Annotated in this window: 16 protein-coding genes; 14 read left to right on the top strand and 2 right to left on the bottom strand. The window is 59.6% G+C overall.

Annotated features, from left to right (window positions below; translation table 11 throughout):
• The first annotated feature begins 82 nt into the window (after positions 1-82).
• The gene (locus ACR0LF_RS20855; protein WP_480583128.1) at positions 83-544 is read left to right on the top strand and encodes an Lrp/AsnC family transcriptional regulator; all 462 of its coding nucleotides are present in this window, start codon (positions 83-85) and stop codon (positions 542-544) included.
• 191 nt (positions 545-735) lie between these two features.
• Here ACR0LF_RS20855 and ACR0LF_RS20850 read toward each other — a convergent pair whose 3' ends face one another.
• Positions 736-1,608 carry a LysR family transcriptional regulator gene (locus tag ACR0LF_RS20850; protein WP_480583131.1) on the bottom strand — a complete coding sequence of 291 codons (873 nt, stop codon included), beginning with the start codon at positions 1,606-1,608 and terminating at the stop codon, positions 736-738.
• 108 nt (positions 1,609-1,716) lie between these two features.
• Here ACR0LF_RS20850 and ACR0LF_RS20845 point away from each other — a divergent pair, with 108 nt between their 5' ends.
• The 7 genes from ACR0LF_RS20845 to ACR0LF_RS20815 all read left to right on the top strand — a co-directional run bounded on the left by ACR0LF_RS20845 (position 1,717) and on the right by ACR0LF_RS20815 (position 12,886).
• A complete protein-coding gene (locus ACR0LF_RS20845; RefSeq protein ID WP_480583134.1) occupies positions 1,717-3,261 on the top strand; it encodes a trimethylamine methyltransferase family protein in 1,545 nt (514 codons plus the stop codon).
• The gene (locus tag ACR0LF_RS20840) at positions 3,258-4,550 is read left to right on the top strand and encodes an aspartate aminotransferase family protein (protein WP_480583137.1); all 1,293 of its coding nucleotides are present in this window, start codon (positions 3,258-3,260) and stop codon (positions 4,548-4,550) included. Before ACR0LF_RS20845 ends, ACR0LF_RS20840 begins: the two co-directional genes overlap by 4 nt.
• Entirely contained in the window at positions 4,547-6,946 is a 2,400-nt protein-coding gene (locus ACR0LF_RS20835) for a GcvT family protein (protein ID WP_480583140.1), read from the top strand. The genes ACR0LF_RS20840 and ACR0LF_RS20835 overlap by 4 nt, the downstream gene beginning before the upstream one ends.
• On the top strand, positions 6,943-9,354 hold the full coding sequence (locus ACR0LF_RS20830) for a GcvT family protein (protein WP_480583143.1): 2,412 nt from the start codon (positions 6,943-6,945) through the stop codon (positions 9,352-9,354). Before ACR0LF_RS20835 ends, ACR0LF_RS20830 begins: the two co-directional genes overlap by 4 nt.
• Before the next feature lie 3 nt (positions 9,355-9,357).
• Complete coding sequence (locus ACR0LF_RS20825) at positions 9,358-10,725, top strand: amidase (protein ID WP_480583146.1); 1,368 nt, start codon at positions 9,358-9,360, stop codon at positions 10,723-10,725.
• 2 nt (positions 10,726-10,727) lie between these two features.
• Entirely contained in the window at positions 10,728-12,398 is a 1,671-nt protein-coding gene (locus ACR0LF_RS20820; RefSeq protein WP_480583149.1) for a thiamine pyrophosphate-binding protein, read from the top strand.
• Positions 12,399-12,541: 143 nt separating this feature from the next.
• The gene (locus ACR0LF_RS20815) at positions 12,542-12,886 is read left to right on the top strand and encodes a RidA family protein (RefSeq protein ID WP_480583152.1); all 345 of its coding nucleotides are present in this window, start codon (positions 12,542-12,544) and stop codon (positions 12,884-12,886) included.
• Positions 12,887-12,969: 83 nt separating this feature from the next.
• Here the strand turns inward: ACR0LF_RS20815 and ACR0LF_RS20810 are convergent, their stop codons facing one another.
• Positions 12,970-13,893, bottom strand: coding sequence for a LysR family transcriptional regulator (locus ACR0LF_RS20810; RefSeq protein ID WP_480583155.1), 924 nt, complete (start codon positions 13,891-13,893; stop codon positions 12,970-12,972).
• Between the two features lie 157 nt (positions 13,894-14,050).
• Between ACR0LF_RS20810 and ACR0LF_RS20805 the strand changes: the two genes are divergently transcribed.
• From ACR0LF_RS20805 to ACR0LF_RS20780, 6 genes are all read left to right on the top strand, one after another.
• Complete coding sequence (locus tag ACR0LF_RS20805; RefSeq protein WP_480583158.1) at positions 14,051-15,067, top strand: TRAP transporter substrate-binding protein; 1,017 nt, start codon at positions 14,051-14,053, stop codon at positions 15,065-15,067.
• A gap of 68 nt (positions 15,068-15,135) precedes the next feature.
• A complete protein-coding gene (locus ACR0LF_RS20800; protein ID WP_480583161.1) occupies positions 15,136-15,702 on the top strand; it encodes a TRAP transporter small permease in 567 nt (188 codons plus the stop codon).
• Positions 15,702-17,042: a TRAP transporter large permease gene (locus tag ACR0LF_RS20795; RefSeq protein ID WP_480583164.1), complete on the top strand. Its 1,341-nt coding sequence runs from the start codon at positions 15,702-15,704 to the stop codon at positions 17,040-17,042. Before ACR0LF_RS20800 ends, ACR0LF_RS20795 begins: the two co-directional genes overlap by 1 nt.
• Before the next feature lie 31 nt (positions 17,043-17,073).
• The gene (locus tag ACR0LF_RS20790) at positions 17,074-17,568 is read left to right on the top strand and encodes a universal stress protein (protein ID WP_480583167.1); all 495 of its coding nucleotides are present in this window, start codon (positions 17,074-17,076) and stop codon (positions 17,566-17,568) included.
• Positions 17,569-17,594: 26 nt separating this feature from the next.
• Positions 17,595-17,981: a nuclear transport factor 2 family protein gene (locus ACR0LF_RS20785; RefSeq protein WP_209835032.1), complete on the top strand. Its 387-nt coding sequence runs from the start codon at positions 17,595-17,597 to the stop codon at positions 17,979-17,981.
• 37 nt (positions 17,982-18,018) lie between these two features.
• Positions 18,019-19,422: an NAD(P)/FAD-dependent oxidoreductase gene (locus tag ACR0LF_RS20780; RefSeq protein WP_480583169.1), complete on the top strand. Its 1,404-nt coding sequence runs from the start codon at positions 18,019-18,021 to the stop codon at positions 19,420-19,422.
• Positions 19,423-19,549 lie beyond the last annotated feature (127 nt).

Raw genomic sequence — 19,549 nt, 5'->3', positions numbered from 1 at the left:
CTTTAGTTACTGGAACAAGTTTATTGCAACCAACCTGAAAAATGGGCTCTAGTTTGTGGCAAATCATGCAAGTTTCTTTCACATGACTCAGTTAGATGACTTCGACCGCGCGATCCTGCGCATCCTGCAGAAAGACAACAGAACCACGCAGCACAAGATTGGCGAGGCCGTGAACCTGTCTGCACCCTCGGTGCAGCGTCGCATCCGCCGGATGGAGGCGGAAGGCGTGATCAGCGCCAATGTGGCCATTGTTGACCCGGCGGCCGTGGGCCTTCAGCTCACCATATTCGTTGAACTGGAACTGGTCAGCGAAACCCCGGACGAGATTGATGCAGTCAAGAAAACTCTGCTGAACGCCCCGGAAGTCCAACAGTGCTTTTACGTGACCGGAGAGGTGGATTTTATGGTGGTCGTGGTCGTCGAAAGCATGGCGGTCTACGAGGATTTCACCCGGCGGATGTTCTTTGAAAACAGCAATATTCGAAAGTTCAAAACCTTCGTGTCGATGGATACTATCAAATCCGGAAGCGCTTTGGGTTTCTGATCGAAACAAGAGACGGAAATAGATTTGAGGGGTACGTATCCCAGCTACTAATTTGAACGGTACCGCTGCTTGCGTCGAACCCCGTTATCCCAATCCGGACACACCCGGGAAAAGGTCCATCAGCCATTTGATCCTGTCACAGAAGCAAATGTTTTCGACGACGCGGCAGGTTGGAGCGCATTACGTGCCGCTCAGTTCATGCCTTGGGAAACCAGCCACTCGGTCACTTTCTGAATCTCGCGCCTGTTTCGGCCACCTTCCTGCGCCTCGACGAAATATCCGTGGGTTGGCGTGATGTCTTCGTCGAACAGGCGCACAACCCGGCCTTCTCTGAGGTCCTGATCAATCAGGGGCAGCCAGCCGACCACAGCCCCTTGCCCTTCTGCGGCACCGCGCAGCAAAACGTTGGCGTCCTCGAACACAACACCCATCAGCGGTGAAACGGGCTGCACGTTCAGAGCGGCAAACCAATCCAGCCAGCCCCAGTGATTCCGCTGATGCAAAATGGGCTTGGCCAGCAGATCCTTGGGCGCATTGATGGGGCCGTGCAGGTTGATGTATTTTTCGCTGGCAATCGCGACCGGGCGCAGCTCCAGCAGTTTGGTTGCGCTGTGGGGCATGTCGGCAAGGCGCTGCCAGCTTATGACGATGTCCGCCTTTGTCTGGTCATCCATGCGCGGGCGGTAGGATGGCACCACCTCCAGCTCGACCCCCGGGAATCTCTGCCACAAATCGCTGATCCGTGGCATCAGCCAGCGGGCCGTGAAAATGGGGCCAGCAGCTAGGCGCACAACCTTGCGGGATGTTCTGCGAAGGGCCCCAACAGTTTCTTCCAACATGCCAAAAGCCTGCGACGTTGTTTCTGCAAGTCGCGCCCCGTCTTCCGTCAGCCGGACTTCACGCCCGGCGCGTTCAAACAGCAGTGTTCCAAGCTGATCCTCAAGGCCTCTGATATGGTGGCTGATTGCGGTGGGCGTCACCGCAAGACGCTCGGCCGCCGCGCGAAAACTACCGGTCTTTGCAGCGGCATCGAAGGCACGCAAGGCGGAGAGGGACGGAAACATGATGGCCTGAATGATGAGTTGAACTCACTAATCGCTGAGGAAAGACCATTTGTAAACAGCGTATGATGCCTGCAAATATCAAAGGTACGCAAGTTGGACTCATGTAAAATGCCCTCAACAGCCCGCAGGCGTGGCCGCAAGCAGCGCCTGAACGAAACATCGGAACCCATTTCGAACCCGCCCGTGTGGCCGGGTATTTCCGGTGGACGTATGAAACCTCTTTCCCCGGAAGAGGTCGCGCTGGTCGAAGAAACCGCGCTGTCCCTGCTGGAAACACTGGGGCTGAGCCAGGCCATTCCTTCGATGATCGACAAGGTGGTTGCCGCCGGCGGTTCGGTGACCAAAGACAATCGGCTGCTTTTTCCGCGACAGCTCGTGCGCAAATCAATCACTGAAGCCACACGTGACTTTACACTGTGCGGGCAAACGTCGGAGCATGACCTGCACATCAGTCAAAAGCGCGTTCACATGTCGACCGGCGGCGCGGCTCCCGGAGTGTTTGACCTCGACACGGGCGACTATCGGGACTCAACGCTGCTCGATCTCTATGACGCGGCGCGGATCGTCGACCAGATGGACAATATCCATCACTTCAGCCGATCGGTCGTGGCCCGAGATATCGAAGACAACGCGGTGATGGACCTCAACACCGCCTATGCCTGCCTGACCGGCACGGCCAAACATGTGTCGATCTCGATCAGCGAACCGGGCAACGTCTCTGACATTGCCGAGCTGTGCTATGCCATCGCAGGGGGTGAGGCCGCCTTTCGCACCCGCCCGTTCCTGACCGTGATGGTCTGCCATGTCGTGCCACCCATGCGTTTTGCCGAAGAAGCGTGCGAGGTTCTCGAAGCCGCAATTCTGGCAGGTTTTCCGGTTCAGTTGATCAGCGCGGGGCAGGCCGGTGCAACCAGCCCCGCGACTATCGCTGGCTCTTTGGTTCAGGCCGTTGCCGAAACACTGGCCGGGCTGGTGTTCGCCCGCCTTGTCGACCCGCAGGTCAAAGCGATCTTTGCCCCCAAACCGCTGGTTGCAGACCTGCGTACGGGTTCAATGTGTGGCGGAGGTGGCGAACAGGCGATCCTGATGGCCGGGGCCGCGCAGATGGGGCGGCATTTCGACCTGCCGACCTCGTCCATCGCGGGCATTACCGACGCCAAATGTCTGGATGCACAATACGGGGCCGAGAAATCGCTGGCCGTGACCATGGCCGCCCATGCGGGCTCGAACATCGTCACCCAGGCCGCGGGGATGCAGGCCAGCCTGCTGGGCGTCAGCCACGCCGCTTATGTCAGTGACAATGACATGCTGGGCAACATCCTGCGCACCCTGCGCGGGATCGAAGCCACGCCCGAGAATATTGCCGCAGATGTAATTGCCGACGTCTGCCGGGGCGAAGGGCATTATCTGGGCGAGCAGCACACGTTCAACCGCATGAAATCGGACTATTTCTATCCCGAAATCGGGGATCGCAGAACGCCGCGGGAATGGCAGGAAGACGGCAGCCATCCGGTTGGCGACATCGCCCGGCAAAAAGCGCGCGACATTCTGGCCAGCCATTTTCCCCGGCACATTCCAGACGAAATCGACCAGACGCTGCGCGCCCGTTTCGACATCCGCCTTGCACGACACCAGATCGGCAGACCCTCATGAAAAGCCACTCTCTCAGCAACCGCGCCCATGCGGTGATGCCCGGCGGCGTCAGCCACGAGCTGCGCTATAAAACCCCGCATCCGATCTATTTCGAACGCGCCCAAGGGGCCGAGAAATGGGATGTGGACGGCAAACGCTATATCGATTTCAAACTGGGGGCCGCCAGTCAGATTCTGGGCCACGCCCACCCCGAAATAGCCGAGGCCGTGGCCCGGCAGATGACGCAGATGCCTTACACTGCCGACTGTCACCCGCTCGAGATTGAATGGGCCGAATGGCTCAACCGGCTGTTCCCTTCCGCCGAGAGGGTGCGTTTTACCGGGTCCGGTACGGAATCGACGATGCTGGCGCTGCGGCTGGGCCGCGCGCATTCGGGACGGGACAAGGTGTTGCGCATTGATGGCCATTTCCACGGCTGGCATGACATGCTGATCAAGGGGGCCAAACCCGGCACCAACACCGCCCCGTCGATGGGCGTACCGCAGGCCGTGTCCGATCTGACTGTGGTGGCCCCACCGAACCTGGATGCGATTACCGATCTGTTGGACCGCGACCCCCAGATCGGAACCGTGTTTGTTGAGGCATCCGGCGCGAATTACGGCTCAGTGCCGCTGCCTGACGGGTTCTTGCAAGGGGTGCGGGCGCTGACGGAAAAAACTGGCCATGTGCTGATCTTTGACGAGGTGATCACCGGCCTGCGCTGGTCTCCGGGCGGGCGACAGGCGCGTGACGGGGTGACGCCGGACCTGACAACTCTGGCCAAGGTCGTCACCGGCGGTTTGCCCGGCGGGGCCGTTGTGGGCCGGGCCGAGATCATGAAACTGCTTAGCCCCGGTGAAACCCGTGACGGCCTGTCGCCTCCGGTCAGCCACAAAGGCACTTTCAACGCGGCCCCCTTGGTCGCTGCGGGGGCAATCAAGGCAATGGAAATCCTCTCGACCGGCGACGTTCAGACCCACGCCGACGCAATGGCCGCGCGCCTGCGCGATGGCTTCAACGCGGTGTTTCAGGCACTGGACGTGCAGGCGCTGGCCTATGGCGACAGTTCGACCTGCCACCTCTATTTCGGCGGTCGGTCCATTGACGGGCTGGACGCCGCTGCGATCCGCAAAACCCCGCCCGCGGTTGTCAAAGGCCTGCGTGACGGGCTGTTGGAACGAGGCGTGGATTTCATGTCCTTCACCTCCTGCGTCACCGGCCTGCCGCACACACCCGATCTGATCGACGAGGCCGTCGCACATTTCCGCGACACCATTTCCGACCTCATCCGCGACGGAGTGCTGACATGAGCCTGCCCACCCACGCCCGCACCGTCATCATTGGGGGCGGCGTTATCGGCTGCTCGATCGCTTACCATCTGGCGCGCGAGGGCCGGAAGGACATTGTTGTCCTCGAACGCTCGAAACTGACCAGCGGCACCACATGGCACGCGGCAGGACTGGTGCGGCGCTTGCGCCCTTCGGCGACGCTGACCAGGCTGATCAACTATTCCATTGACCTTTATGGCGAGCTGGAACAAGAAACAGGCCAAGCCACCGGCTGGACCCAGACCGGCTCGCTGACGCTTGCCACCAACCCGGACCGGCTGACCAACATCAAACGCCAGGTCTCGCTGGGCCGGGCCTTCGGGCTTGAGGCCGAGGTGGTGGATGCGACCCGCGCCAAGGATCTGTGGCCGCTGACCGAGGTTGACGATGTGATCGGCGCGGTCTGGTCGCCTTCGGATGGTCGGGTCAACCCCTCCGACGTGGCCCTGGCGCTGTCCAAGGGCGCGCGGGCGCGTGGTGTTCAGATCTTTGAAGACACGCGCGTGACCGGTCTGCAAAAGAAAGGCGGGCGGATTTCGGGTGTTGAGGTCGGTGACCACGTTATCGAAGCCGACGAAGTGGTGATCGCCTGCGGTCTCTGGTCGCGCGAGGTGGCGGCCATGGCCGGGGCGCATATGCCGCTTTATGCCTGCGAACATTTCTACATCCTGACCAAACCGCTGCCCGAGGTTCAGGCGCTGGGAAAGGGCGCGCATCTGCCCACGCTGAACGATCAGGATGCGTTCCTCTATGCCCGGGACGATGTCGAGGGGCTGCTGGTCGGCAGCTTCGAACCTCATGCCAAAGGGCTGCCGCTGGATCGGTTGCCTGCCGATTTCTCGTTCGATCTGCTGGACGAGGATTGGGACCATTTCATGCCGATGATGGAGAATGCCCTGCGCCGTATTCCCGCGCTGGAACGGGCCGAAGTACGGATGTTGCTGAACGGGCCGGAAAGCTTCACGCTCGACAGCCAGTTCATGCTGGGCGAAAGCCCAGAGGTGCCGGGGCTGTTTCTGATGGGCGGAATGAACTCTACCGGCATCGCGCTGGCAGGCGGCGCGGGCAAGGCCATGGCCGAATGGATCATCGCCGGCGAACCGACGATGGAGTTGAATGAGGCCGATATTCGCCGCTTCAGCCCCGAGATGAACGTTCTGGGCGCGTTGGAGGCCCGCATCCCCGAGGTTCTGGGCCGCCACTACGACAACCCTTACCCCGGACGCTCGATGGAAACCGCAAGGGGTCAGCGCCGCTCGCCCATCCACGCGGGCCTTGTCGCCGCCGGGGCGCGGTTCGAAGCGCGCGGCGGCTGGGAGCGCGCCGTGCATTTCGGAGGCGAGGCCGCCCATCTGCCGCTGACCTTTGGCGTTCCAGTGTGGCGCGAACAGGTCGGGCGCGAGGTTGAAACCTGCCGGTCAGGCGCAGCCATTCTGGATCAAAGCGCCTTTGGCAAGATCATGGTGCAGGGGCCGGATGCCTGCGCCTTTCTGAATCGGCTCTGCGCCGCGCAGATGGATGTGCCTGTGGGCCGCATCGCTTACACCCAGATTCTGAACACGAAAGGCGGGGTGGAAAGCGATCTGACGGTGCAGCGCCACGGGCCCGACGCTTATCTGCTGATTGTCGGGGCCGCTGAAACCGTGCGCGTGATGCAGCGGATGCGCGAAACTCGGGGTGACTGTCGGGCCGAATTCACCGATGTGACCAGCGGCTATGCCATATTGGGCCTGGCCGGTGCGCAGGCGCGCGAGGTGCTGCAAGCCACGACAAATACACCGGTTCCCGATCTCAAACGGTTCAGTTTCGCCCCGGTCGAGATTGGTTTGGCCCGGGGCTGGGCGGGGCGGCTGAGTTTCACCGGCGAAGAAGGCTATGAACTCTATATCCCGGCAGATATGGCCATGGCCGCGCACGAAGCGCTGGTCGCGGCTGGGGCAAGCCATGCGGGGCTTTATGCCAGCGGGTCGCTGCGCATAGAAAGCGGCTTCCGCGCCTTTGGCCACGAACTCACTCCGGGCACCACGCCGCTTGAGGCCGGGTTGGGCGCGTTCTGTGCCATGGGCTCTGGGTTTGTCGGTGAAAACGCCCTGCGGGATCACCAACCCAACCGGCGGATCGTTTCGATCCTGTTCGACGATCCCGCTGCGATCCCGCTGCATGATGAACCCATTTACTTTGATGGCAAAGTCGTGGGGCAGATCACCTCAGCCGCGTGGAGCTACCGGTTTGGCCGTTCCGTGGCGCTTGGACTGATCAACGCGCCGCTGGACCTCTTGGAAACCCAAGACGTCCTGACCGGGTTCGAAGTCGAAATCGCCTGCGCCCGCTTTGCAGGCAAAGTCTCTCTCAAACCCGCAAAGGTAGCCTTCGCATGAGCGACACGATCCAAACCACCCGCGTGGCCATCATCGGTGGCGGCATCATGGGCGTGGCAGCGCAGTTCCAGCTGGCCGAGAATGGCTGGACCGACACGATCCTGTTCGAAAAGGCGGAACTGACCAGCGGGTCCACATGGCACGCCGCCGGGCAGATCGCCCATGCCGTCGGCAGCCGCCTGATGGGGTGGATCAACAAGACCTCGATCGAGACCTACAAACGCGTCCAGGCCGAGACCGGGCAAAGCATCGGCTGGCACGAGGTCGGAGGCATCCGCATTGCTACCACCGATGATGAGGTCGACTGGATGAAGTCGATCATGGGCGTGGGCAAGCTGCTGAACCTGCCAATGGACCTGATCGGCCCCGAGGAGGTGGCGCAGGTCAATCCTTTCTACAAGGTCGATGATGTGAAAGCCGCGGTGCGCACTTATGAGGATGGGCATATCGACCCCTCTAGCGTGACCATGGCACTGGCCGCCGCAACCCGGTCGCGCGGTGCGCGGATCGAACGGCACAACCGGGTGATCGGGGCGTCCCGCAAAGGCGACATGTGGCTGCTGCGCACCGAAAAAGGCGATGTGCTGGTCGAACATGTGGTGATCGCCGCCGGGTCTTACGCCAATCAGGTGGGGGAGTGGTTCGGGCTGAAAATCCCTTCGGTGTCGTGCTTGCACCATTACCTTGTGACCGACACGGTGCCCCAGTTTGCGGACCGCCCGGAACTGCCGGTGATGCGCGACAACGCCTATGGCGGCTACATTCGGCAGGAACAGAAATCCGGCCTGATCGGCATCTATGAAGGCCATGTCTGTCCCACTGTCTGGGAAATGCCCGAAGGCGCGCCATGGGCGGCAGAGAATGAGCTGTTTCAGGCCGATTACGACTCGATTGGCGATTTCCTGACGGTGGCCTTCGACAAGATGCCGATCCTGGCCGAGCTTGGCATCAAACGGGTCGTGCGTGGGGCCATCACGCACACCCCCGATGGCGGCATGCTGGTCGGTCCTTCGGGCGCGCCGAATGTCTGGCTGTCCTGTGGCTCGTCCATCGGTCTGGCCTGGGGTGGCGGCGCGGGCAAGGTGCTGGCCGACTGGATGGTGCATGGCGAGGCCGAGATCAACACGCGTGGTTTTGATCCCCGCCGCTATGGGGATTTCGCCTCGGACAATTTCATTGTCGAGCGCACCAAGGACGAGTTCATGCGCCGCCACGATACACCGTGTCCGGGCAAGCAGTTCCACAGCCTCCGACCACTGAAAAAGCACCCGCTTTACGACCGACTTGCCGCCAAGGGTGCTGTTTTCGGTGAAATCGCCGGGTGGGAGCGCCCGCGATACTTCGGCGAAGCGGGTGAGGTCGAAAGCATTGGCTGGGGCCATCAGCCCTGGCATGCAAATGCGATGGCCGAGGCCAAAGCTACGCGCCGTGCCGCCGGTGTCATCGACCTCTGCGCCTTTGCCCAGTTCGAGATCTCGGGCAAAGATGCTGGCGCTCTGCTGGACAGGCTTTCCGCCAACCGTATCCCGTCAAAGGACGGGAGGATGAGCCTCAACTACCTGCTCACCTCACAGGGCCGGTTCGAGACGGAAATCACCATATGGCGGATTGCCGAAGATCGGTTTTTCACCGGTTCCCCCATCGCGCGCGCCACGCCGGATTTCGATTGGATCAAATCGCATATCCGCCCCGGTGAAGATGTAACGATGATCAACCGCTCGGCAGACTGGGGGATGCTGGGCCTGTCTGGCCCGGCCACCCGCCGCATCCTGTCCGAGCTCACCGATGCCGACCTGTCCAACCGCACTTTCCCGTGGCTGTCGGGGCAGGAAATCCGCGTTGCGGGCATCCCTTGCTACGCCTTGCGCGTCTCATTTGTGGGCGAGTTGGGGTGGGAGCTTCACGCGCCGTTGGACCAGATCGGCGATCTGTATGACGCCTTGTTCGATGCGGGTGCCAAGCACGGGCTGATCGATCTGGGTTCCTACGCATTCAACGGGATGCGCATGGAAAAAGCCTATCGGGCCAGCGGCGAATTGACCACGGATGTCGGCCCGCTTGACGTTGGGCTCGAGCGTTTTATTGTTGGCGAGGGCCGTGACTTTCTGGGCCGTGACGCGCTGCTAAGCCGCGATCCTTCGTGGCAGCTCTTCTATGCAGAGCTGCATTCCGACGACATCGACATTCACGGAGGTGAGCCGGTACTGCTGAACGGGCAAGCCGTGGGCCTGACCACTTCCGGCGGCTACGGGTATACCATTGGTAAATCACTGGGTTGGTTGTTCGTCCGCACAGGCACGCCGCAAATCGGCCTCAGCGTCCGAATTCTGAACCGTGACATCCCGGCAACCATCCATCAGGATGCGCTTCTCGACCCGCAGAATCTGCGACCCCGATCCGAGGAGTGACCCGTGCTGCAATCACACGCCATCATTCAGAAATCGGCCACCGAGCTTGCGGACGATCTGCACGCCCGAACCCTGAGCAGCGCCGAAGTTCTGGCAGCCCACCGCGCGCGGATCGAAGACGACACAGTCGGGGTGAACGCCTTTGTCACGCTGGATTGGGACGCCGCCAGCGCCCGTGCCGATGAGCTGGACCAGATGGCCGCCCGAGGGGAGTTCGCGGGGCCGCTGCACGGGTTGCCCATCGCGATCAAAGACTGCTTTGACACCGTAGGCTTGCGCACCACGCACGGATCAAACAGCTTTTCCGAGCATGCCCCGTCCAAGGACGCGCTCCACGTCGCACGTCTGCGCGCCGCCGGGGCAGTGATCGTCGGCAAAACGAACACGCCCGAGTTCACCTTTTCCGGCCAGACCACAAACCTTGTGTCCGGCACAACGCGCAATCCGTTGAACCCGGAGAAGACGGTTGCTGGAAGTTCAGGCGGGGCCGCCGCGGCGCTGGCCGCCAACATGGTCGCGCTTGCCGATGGCTCGGATCTGGGCGGCAGCGCCCGCACGCCCGCCGCGTGGTGTGGCGTTGTGGGGATGCGGCCAACTTCGGGATTGGTGCCCATGGACCCGAACCCGGCCCCGTTCGACGGGCTGTCCGTCCCATGCCCGATGGCGCGCACCGTCACGGACCTCGCCCTGATGCTCGGCGTGATGCAGGGCGCGACGTCCAATCAACCATTGGGTTACACCGGCAGCTACGTGAACCCGGCCAAGCTCGACATTCCGCTCTCGCCCGGGACTGTTGCGCTGTGCCTTGCCCCATTCGGCGCCGCCGTGGATCCATCCGTTCAGGCGGCCTTGGCCCCGGTTGCCGATCTGTACCGCGATCTGGGTTGGCAGGTCGATGAAGACACGGCCCCGGACCTTGCCCCGCTGCTTGCGCATGGCGATATCATCCGCGGTCAATGCGCCCTGCAAATTCGCGCGACCCTGAACCCCGATATGGCACTGGCAGGGGAAAGCTTTCGCACCGCCTGCGCTCAGGGTGAAGGGCAAAGCCTGGCTGACCTGATCGCCTATCAGACCACCCGCCGTCAGATTTGGAACTCGGTGGCCGCCTTCTTCACCCGCTACGATTTCGCCCTTTGGCCCACCGCTACCGGGCTACCGTTCAGCGCTGACTTACGCGATGGCGAAATCACCGAGGACTGGCGCACCGTCACTCTGACACCGCCGATGGAGCTGCCATCGATTTCCATCCCCATGGGCCGGTCCTCGGACGGTATGCCCGTGGGCCTTCACATCACCGGTCCCAAAGGATCGGACGCGCGGCTGCTGCGCTTTGCCCGCCAGATTGAACGCCAAATTTCCGGAGAATGATCATGACCACCATCAATGGCGGCGAAGCCGTCTACCGCGTTCTGAAGGCCAATGGCATCGACACTGTATTTGGCCTCTTGGGCGGTTCGATGCTCGAACTCTATGACGCCATGTATCAGGGCGGTCAGATCGCCTATGTCGGGGCGCGTGACGAACGGGCGGCGGGCCACATGGCGGATGCCTGGGCGCGGATGACGGGCAAACCTGGCGTGGTTCTGGGCGCACAGGCCGGACCCGGCGTGGTCAACATCGTGACAGCGGTCGCCGAGGCACAGCTTGCCTATTCTCCGTTGGTGGTGATTGCCGGTGCGATCACCCGCGCCGATCAATGTAAGGATACGTTTCAGGAAATCGATCAGGTGGCGCTGTTTGCGCCCATTTCCAAACGCTCTGTCATGGTGACAGACCCCGCGCGGCTGGCACCGATGCTGGAAGACGCGATCCGGCTGGCCAACACGGGGCGGCGCGGACCGGTTGTTCTGCATGTCCCGCGCGATCTGTTTGCCGCCGAGATACCGGATTTCGATCCTGCTCCGGTGAATATTGCGCGCCCGGGCCCAGCCGCGCCCTCTGACATCGCCGCAATTGCCGAGCTGCTGTCGGGAGCCGAAAGGCCGGTGATCTTCGCTGGCGGAGGCTTCAAATGGGGGGCAGGGCGCGACGCCCTGACAGCGCTGGCCGAAAAGCTCGAGGTGCCGGTGGTGGCCTCGACCGGACATGCCGACGTGATGCGCCACGGCCATCCGTGGTTTGCAGGGCAGGCAGGCCCGCGCGGAAACACGGTCGCCAGCCAATTGACGCGTGAGGCGGACGTCATGGTGGTGCTGGGCGCGCGGTTGGGATTCAACTCGACCTTTCATTCCAACGACTATGTCGGGGCCGGCACCCGCATCGCCCATGTCGACATCGAAGGCGCAGCGGTGGGCCGCTATTTCCCCGCCGAAATCGCAGCCCAAGGCGACGCCCGCCTGACAGCCGGGGCCCTGACTGCTGTCGCGACACGTCCCGATTGCGATCCATGGCGCGAGGCGTTTCGCGCTGACATGGCCGACCTCGCAGCCGAGCGCGCGGCTGAAGCAGAACTGGATAGCCTACCCATGCACCCGCGCCGCGCGCTGGCCGAAATCCGCGCCACCCTGCCGGAAGACGCCATCGTGACACTGGACACCGGCAATACCTGCCTTCAGGCTGCGGACCGGCTGGCGCATTACGCGCCGATGTCCCTGATCACACCTTTGGATTTCGGCCTTGTCGGCTTTGGCCTCGCTGCCGCAATCGGGGCCAAGGCCGCCGCACCGGATCGCCCGGTGGTGGCCCTTATGGGTGACGGCGCGGTCGGTTACACGATGATCGAGATACAAACGGCCATTCAAAACAACCTGCCGATCACCATTGTCGTTCTGGACAATGAAGCCTGGGGGGCGGAAAAGGCGTATCAGCAGGAATTCTACGGCGGCCGGTTGCTGGGGGCCGAAATCCGTTCGCCCCGTTACGACAAATTTGCGGAATTGTGCGGCGGCAAGGGCATCTGGGTCGATGGACCCGGCGGTATGGGCCCGGCGCTGCAACAGGCCATCGCGTCCAACGAAGCCACTGTTATTCAGGCGAAAATTGACCCCAAAGCTTTGATGACCTTGCGCAAGGACCTGTTCAAGTCACCGCAAAAGGGCTGATCACGATACATCCGCGCGATGCCGGTCCGATCAGGCCGATCCCATGGGTTGGAAGTGTTCGCCCAGAACATCGGGCTGGCAGTCCGCGCCAATTCACTCTATCGCCGACGGGAACAACCCTTCCGTGACAGGAGAACTCAGCCGTGACCATCACTCGCATCGAAACCGGCCAGCGCATGAGCCGCATCGTCAAACATAACGGAACTGCTTACCTGTGCGGTCAGGTCTCGGATGCTGCGACCGTTGCGGATCAGACGCGCGACATCCTCGCCAAGATCGAGGACCTGCTGGAAAAGGCCGGCAGCGACAAGACGCGCATCCTGCAATGTGTGATCTGGTTGTCGGACATGGCGGATTTTGCCGAAATGAACGCGGTCTGGGATGCCTGGGTGCCCGAAGGCCACGCCCCGGCCCGCGCCTGCGGAGAGGCTAAGCTGGCGCGTGATATCCTGAAGGTCGAGATGATCGTCACCGCAGCCTGCGATTGATCTGCCCTCCAAACCCGTCGCGCGCTGATTTCAGACGCGGGACGGGTGCTTGCCGGATACCCCGAAGACCCTGAACGCGCGCGCTATACCTGAGAATGTACCTTCACCAATGTCTCGAGAAACAGCTTGGCCACGCGCGTCGGCGCGGGTTGTTTCCGGGCCACTGCAGCAAAGCGGGTTCGGTATTTGATTTCCTGCGGCAAAATCTGCTTCATAAGCCCCTGATCGACAAATTCCTGTGCCAGATGCTCCGGAAGAAAGCCAAGATAACGGCCTGAAAGTATCAGGATCACCAAAGCTTGTTCGTTCTGCACTTTGGCGGCCCGTCGAAAGCCAAGTTGCTGTCCGACGATAAGATTGGGAGAGTTTACGTTCAGGCCCGCGTAGTTGAGTTTGCGAAGATCACTCAACTTCAACTCCGCCTCCGACCGATTAAACAGGGGATGTTCCTGCCCGCAATACAGGTACATGTCTTCGCCGTATAACGGCGTGTATTGCAGGCTTGCCGAAGGCCTGTGCAATGCGATGACACCAACATCCAGATGCCCGCTGATCACCATTGTCTCAATCACGTTCGGAGGCTCCAGCGACAGCTCGATATGAACTGCTGGTGCGGCTTCGTTGAACTTGTGAATAGTGCGTGCCAGCCGGGCTTCGGGGTTGGTTGCACACTGGTCGAACAAGGCCACTCGAATACTGCCCGCCAACTGCTGTTTGATCTCGTTGACTTCGGTTCGGAACTGCGAAACGGAAATCAGCAGGTCATCCGCAGCCGCCAGCACTTTTTCGCCGTCTTCCGTGAGTGAAAACCCCGCCGGGCCGCGGTTGCACAGCTTCAGGTTCAACCGCACTTCGAGATCTGACAAATGTTTGGAGATCGTGGATTTCCCGACATTGAGCTCAACCTCCGCCGCGGTCAGCCCGCCGCTTTCCGCTACAGTCTTGAAAACCCGCAAAAGACGAATGTCCGTATCCCCGATCCGGGTCGCAAGTGAATTGTGTCGCATTCTGATAGTTCGATAAATATGAAACCTTTCACGCAAATATTAACAACGTCGAAACCAATATGGCAAGATAGCCTCATGGCGCCGAGGCAGAATCGGACTGACCTACTTCTCCCCAGGTCAGCGCGCACCTCGAAACACGACATATGGGAGGGAATCCATGTCATTTATCAAAAAGCTTGGCGGCTTTACGGCTGCTGTTTCCGTCGCGGCTCTGATGGCTGCGGGTGCGGCTGACGCGAAGAACTTTAAGATCGCGGTTGGCGACAGCGGCGGTTCTAGCCAAGAGGCAACGGGACTCGGCTTCATAGCCGCCCTCGAAGAGCTATCGGGTGGCAAACATACGGCAACTCTTTTCCTTAACGGCCAGCTCGGATCCGAGCAGGATACCGTCAACGACGCAGCCATTGGCACACTCGATATGTCACTGCTGGCGATCAACAACATCACCCCGTTCTCGCCGACAGTCGGCGTGTTCACCCTGCCTTACGTTATCCTTAGCCTTGAAGACGCCGAGAAACTGACCCAGGGCCCAATTGGTCAGGAACTGACTGAAAACACCATCAATGACGCCGGTGTTCGCATCATCGCCTGGACCTACACAGGCTTCCGCGTCCTCACCAACTCGAAAAAGCCAGTCAAATCGGTTGCCGATCTGGAAGGCCTCGTAATTCGCGTTCCCAAGAACGAGATCATGATCGACACCTACAAGGCCTGGGGCATCAGCCCGACGCCGATGGCATGGTCGGAAACTTTTGCCGGTCTGCAGACCAAAGTTGTCGACGGTCAGGACAACCCTTACACCACCATCAACGCGATGAAGTTCTACGAAGTTCAGAAATATGTGACCAACATTCGTTACATTTTCTCGATCGAACCGCTCATCATTTCCGAGCAGGTGTTCCAGGAACTGTCCGCCGAGGATCAAGCAATTGTCCTCGAAGCTGGCAAGGCAGCAACGCAGGCCTCGGCTGACTTCCTGCGGGCAAAAGAAGCCGAAATCAAAGAGCTCCTGATCGAAAAAGGCATGGAAATCGTTGACCCTGAGAACGACGAAGCTGAGTTCATCGAATTGGCAACCACCGCTGTGTGGCCAAAGTTCTATGAAAGCATTGGCGGTGTTGAAAAACTCAACGCTGTGCTGGCCGAAATCGGTCGCGAACCGGTTTCGCAATAATCAAAGACCAATAGGTTAATGAAAATGGGGGCACTTAACGGTGCCCCCAACAAGTAAGGGAGGGTCAGATGTCGAAATTTTGGGGATTTGTAGACAACATCGAAAGCTATATCTGTCGCACATTGTTGGCGATATTCGTTTGTCTGTTGTTTCTTCAGGTTGTCGTGAGAACGCTTTTTGCATTCTCGTTTTCCTGGGTCGAAGAACTGTCGATCTACATGTTCGTCTGGTTTGTCTTCTTTGGCGCCAGTTATGCCGCAAAGATGGGCGCTCACAACAGGGTGACATTTCAGTTCAAGTTCTTATCGCCCCGCGCGATCAAATACATCGAGGCGTTCGCGGATCTTTTCTGGATCTTTTTCAACGTCGTCTTTGTCTATCTGGCGATTGATTTCATCTTCAACAAGATGAACCGTTTCCAGTCTTCGCAGACCCTCGGGTTCCACCTTAGCTGGGTCTATATCGTCCTTCCCATCGCGTTCACCCTTATGACCATCCGCGTGATCCAGGTGAACTACCGAAAACTCGTGCTGGATGAAGAGATGGTTGATCCGGATGCGATTGATCTCGACGCCGTCAAAGCCGAAGTCGAAAGCCATAGCCATGGCATTTCCAGCTCTGAGGGAGAAAAGTAATGGGCGCTGAAATTATCCCACTGTTGTTTGGCGGATTTCTGTTTCTGCTGTTCATCGGTGCTCCGATCACTGTGGCGCTTGGCGTCTCGACTCTGATCACCTTCCTCTACCTGGGTGAAAATCCTATCAAATTCGTTCAGATCGCCTTTACCTCGGTCGGATCCTTCCCCCTGATGGCGTTGCCCGCTTTCATTCTGGCTGGCGCGCTGATGGAGGCGTCGGGGCTGTCGCGAAGGCTTATAAACGTCGCTGAAAGTTTCGCTGGTCCGTTCACGGGCGGCATGTCAGCTGCAACCGTCATGGCGTGTCTGTTCTTCGGCGCAATCTCGGGCTCTGGTCCGGCGACGACCGCCGCTGTCGGCATGCTGATGATCCCGGCCATGATTGATCGTGGCTATTCAAAGGGCTTCTCGTCGGCCATTACCGCGTCATCAGGTGGTCTGGGTATCGTTATCCCGCCATCCATCCCGCTGATCATTTTTGGCATTGCAGCATTGGGCATGCCGCCCCCACCCGAAGCGGTTGAAGAATTTGGCCAGTTCCAGACTGTTTCGATCCCGAAACTCTTCATCGCCGGATTTATGCCCGCCTTCCTGATCGCAGGCAGTTTGCTGCTGATGAACTACATACTTGCCAAAAAGAACAACTACACTGGCAGTACCGATGGCTGGTCAGCGCGCCATATGTGGTGCGAGATGTATCGTGGCTTCTGGGCGCTTATGGCACCTGTAGTGATCCTGGGTGGCATCTATTCGGGATATTTCACGCCTACAGAAGCGGCCATTGTTGCGATCTTCTATACGCTAATCGTGGGCGCGTTTATCTATCGTGAGCTGTCGTGGAGCAGCCTGTTCGGTGCATTGGAAACCACAACTTGGCTGACTGGCCGGGTTTTGCTGATAATGTTCACCGCAACAGTGTTCGGGCGACTTCTGGTTGAAAACCAGGTACCGGCTGTCATCGCGCAAGGTATGCTGTCCTTCACCGACAACATCTATGTGATCTGGACACTTGTGATCCTGTTCCTTTTGTTTGTGGGCATGTTCATGGAAACACTGGCCACGATCCTGATCCTGGTTCCGGTGATGCTGCCTGTAGCGTATAGCGTCGGCATCGATCCGATCCACTTTGGGGTGGTAATGGTTTGTACGCTTGGCATCGGGTTCCAGACACCACCGCTGGGTGAAAACCTGTTCATTGCGTCGGGGATATCGAAAATCTCTATCGAAGAGATTTCGTTACGCGCCCTGCCGTTTGCCTTCATCAACACAGTTGCGATCTTCATCATCGCGTTCTTCCCCGAGATATCGCTCTGGTTGCCACGCGTGTTCGGCTACTAGGCGCGAATGAACGGAAAAGGGAACTGAAACCATGAAACAAACGATTACGCAGATCCTTTTCGCGACTGATTTGTCGCGAAACTCCACCTATGCCTTAAAGCACGCGGCCAGTCTGGCCGCGTCAACAGGGGCAAAGCTGCATGTTTTGCACGTCTCCGAACCCCTAAGTGACGACGCGTTGATTACTCTACGCATGTTCATGCAGGATACAGGGTCGCGTGCCGAAGCCTTAAAAGCACGCCATGACCACGTTAAGGCGGTGCTGACCGAGCGGCAAAAGGCGTTCTGGGCTGCCTTGCCCGAAGCTGACCGCGGAATCCAGGATCAGATCGAAACCATCGAGATCATTGACGGATACCCCGCTGAAGTGATCCTGCGACGCGCGCACCAATTGAATTGTGACTTGATCGTTTTGGGAGCTCACGACCACGGGTTTTCGCACACGTTCCTTGGCACAGTCGCCAAGCGTGTGTTGCGTCGTGCGGATATCCCCACACTCATCGTTCCATACCGGGACGAAACGTAACAACCCCTCTGAAAAGGAAGTACAAAATGAGCAAAACCCTGACTGCGCAGGATCTGGCGGATACGTTTGACGCGTTCAACCGCCACGACATCGACGGCGTGATGACTCACTTCGCCGATGACTGCGTGTTCTACACCGTCGCCGGTGACGAGAAATACGGCAACAAGGTCGAAGGCGCCGAAGCCATCGCCGCCGCGTTCTCGGGCGTCTGGGCGGGCATGAAGGACGCCCATTGGGATCACCACAGCCACTTTGTCCATGGTGACCGCGCGGTGTCGGAATGGACCTTCTCGGGTACCGATGCAAACGGCATGCGGATCGAAGCGGAAGGAGCAGACCTGTTCACAGTACGTGACGGTAAAATCGTTGTAAAACAAGCGCTTCGCAAGACGCGCCCGATGTTCAAAGCCTGATCTGCCGCCAAGCGCACCAGCCAGGAGAAAAACAAGAATGGTGGACAACAGCATCCCGCGTCACTGGCCCAAGGCCAGCTACGATCCCAAATACGACCCCATCATCGATGCGGGTCCGGGTCATAATCGCGACCACGCGCCCACATACTGGATAGGAACGGCCGGAACGCCACCGACCGATGATGGACCCGTGTCCAGCGATATGGACGCGGATGTTGTGGTGATCGGGTCGGGCTATACCGGCCTGTCCACGGCCATCCACCTTGCGAAAGAGCATGGCATCCAAGCCATTGTTCTTGAAGCAAATACTGTGGCCTGGGGCTGCTCGACCCGCAATGGCGGGCAGGCCCAGATCTCATCCGGGCGACTGAAGCGGTCGCAGTGGATTCAGCGCTGGGGGACGGATGTGGCCAAAGGCATGCACGCCGAGGTCACCGAAGCTTTCGAGCTGTTCAATGATCTGATCGCATCGGACGACATCGATTGTGATCCACAGCCGGGTGGGCATTACTACATCGCGCACCGCGAAAAGGTCATGCCGTCGCTCAAGAAAGAGAGCAAGCTTCTGAACGACGTGTTCGGCTACGGCTCGCGTATCATTTCCCGCGATGAGCTGCATGAAAGCCATGTGCGCGACATGGAGGCCGCTGGCGCGATGTGGGAACCCGACGGAACTTGCATTCATGCCGGCAAACTCGCCTTCGGCTATGTGAATATGGCGCGTAAGCTGGGCGTGAAAATCCACACCGGCAGCCCTGTCATGGGGTGGGAAACCAAGAACGGTGTGCATCACTTGCGTACGCCGGGTGGAATTGTGCGTGCGAAAACAGTGGCTTTGGCGACCGCTGGCTACACTCCTCCGGGTTTGAACAATCGCACAAAGCACCGCCTGATGCCGATCCTCTCGAACTCGATGGTGACACGGCCGCTGACCCAGGCCGAGCTGGACGAATGCGGCATTCAGGTGAAATCACCGCTGACGGACACCCGAACCTTGCGCCACTACTACCGCTTGCTGCCTGACAACCGGATGCAGATCGGCAGCCGCAGTGCCGTGACCGGGCGTGATGCCGAAAACGACAAGCATCTGGAGCTTTTGAAAAAGGGTCTCACTCGAAAGTTTCCGGCGCTTGAGGATATCAACCTCGACTATTCCTGGTGGGGGTGGGTAGATGTCAGCCACGACATGATGCCGCGCATTTTCCAACCCGATCCGGATCAAAGCGTGTTCTATGCCATGGGATATGGCGGCAACGGAGTCATGTACTCTGCCCAGGCCGGACGCCGCATGGCGCAGCTCGTCGCCGGAGCGAAGGACAAGGCATTCCAGTTGCCGATTTTCACCTCGCCCTTGCCCAGCCATGGCATCCTGACCCCGTTCCGGCGACTTGGTCAGCGCATGGCCTATGTCGGCTACTACTTAAGAGACGAAATACTGTAATTTTATCAGGTCTTCAGTGACCTTGGAAGGAAATGAACCGATGAAGATGACGACAGAAGAGGCCTTTGTTAAGACGCTGCAGATGCATGGTATCAAGCATGCGTTTGGCATTATTGGGTCTGCGATG

It is taken from the genome of Ruegeria sp. E8, assembly GCF_056533985.1.
Note: the sequence above shows the minus strand (reverse complement) of the source record. Positions and strands in the feature narration are given on the sequence as shown.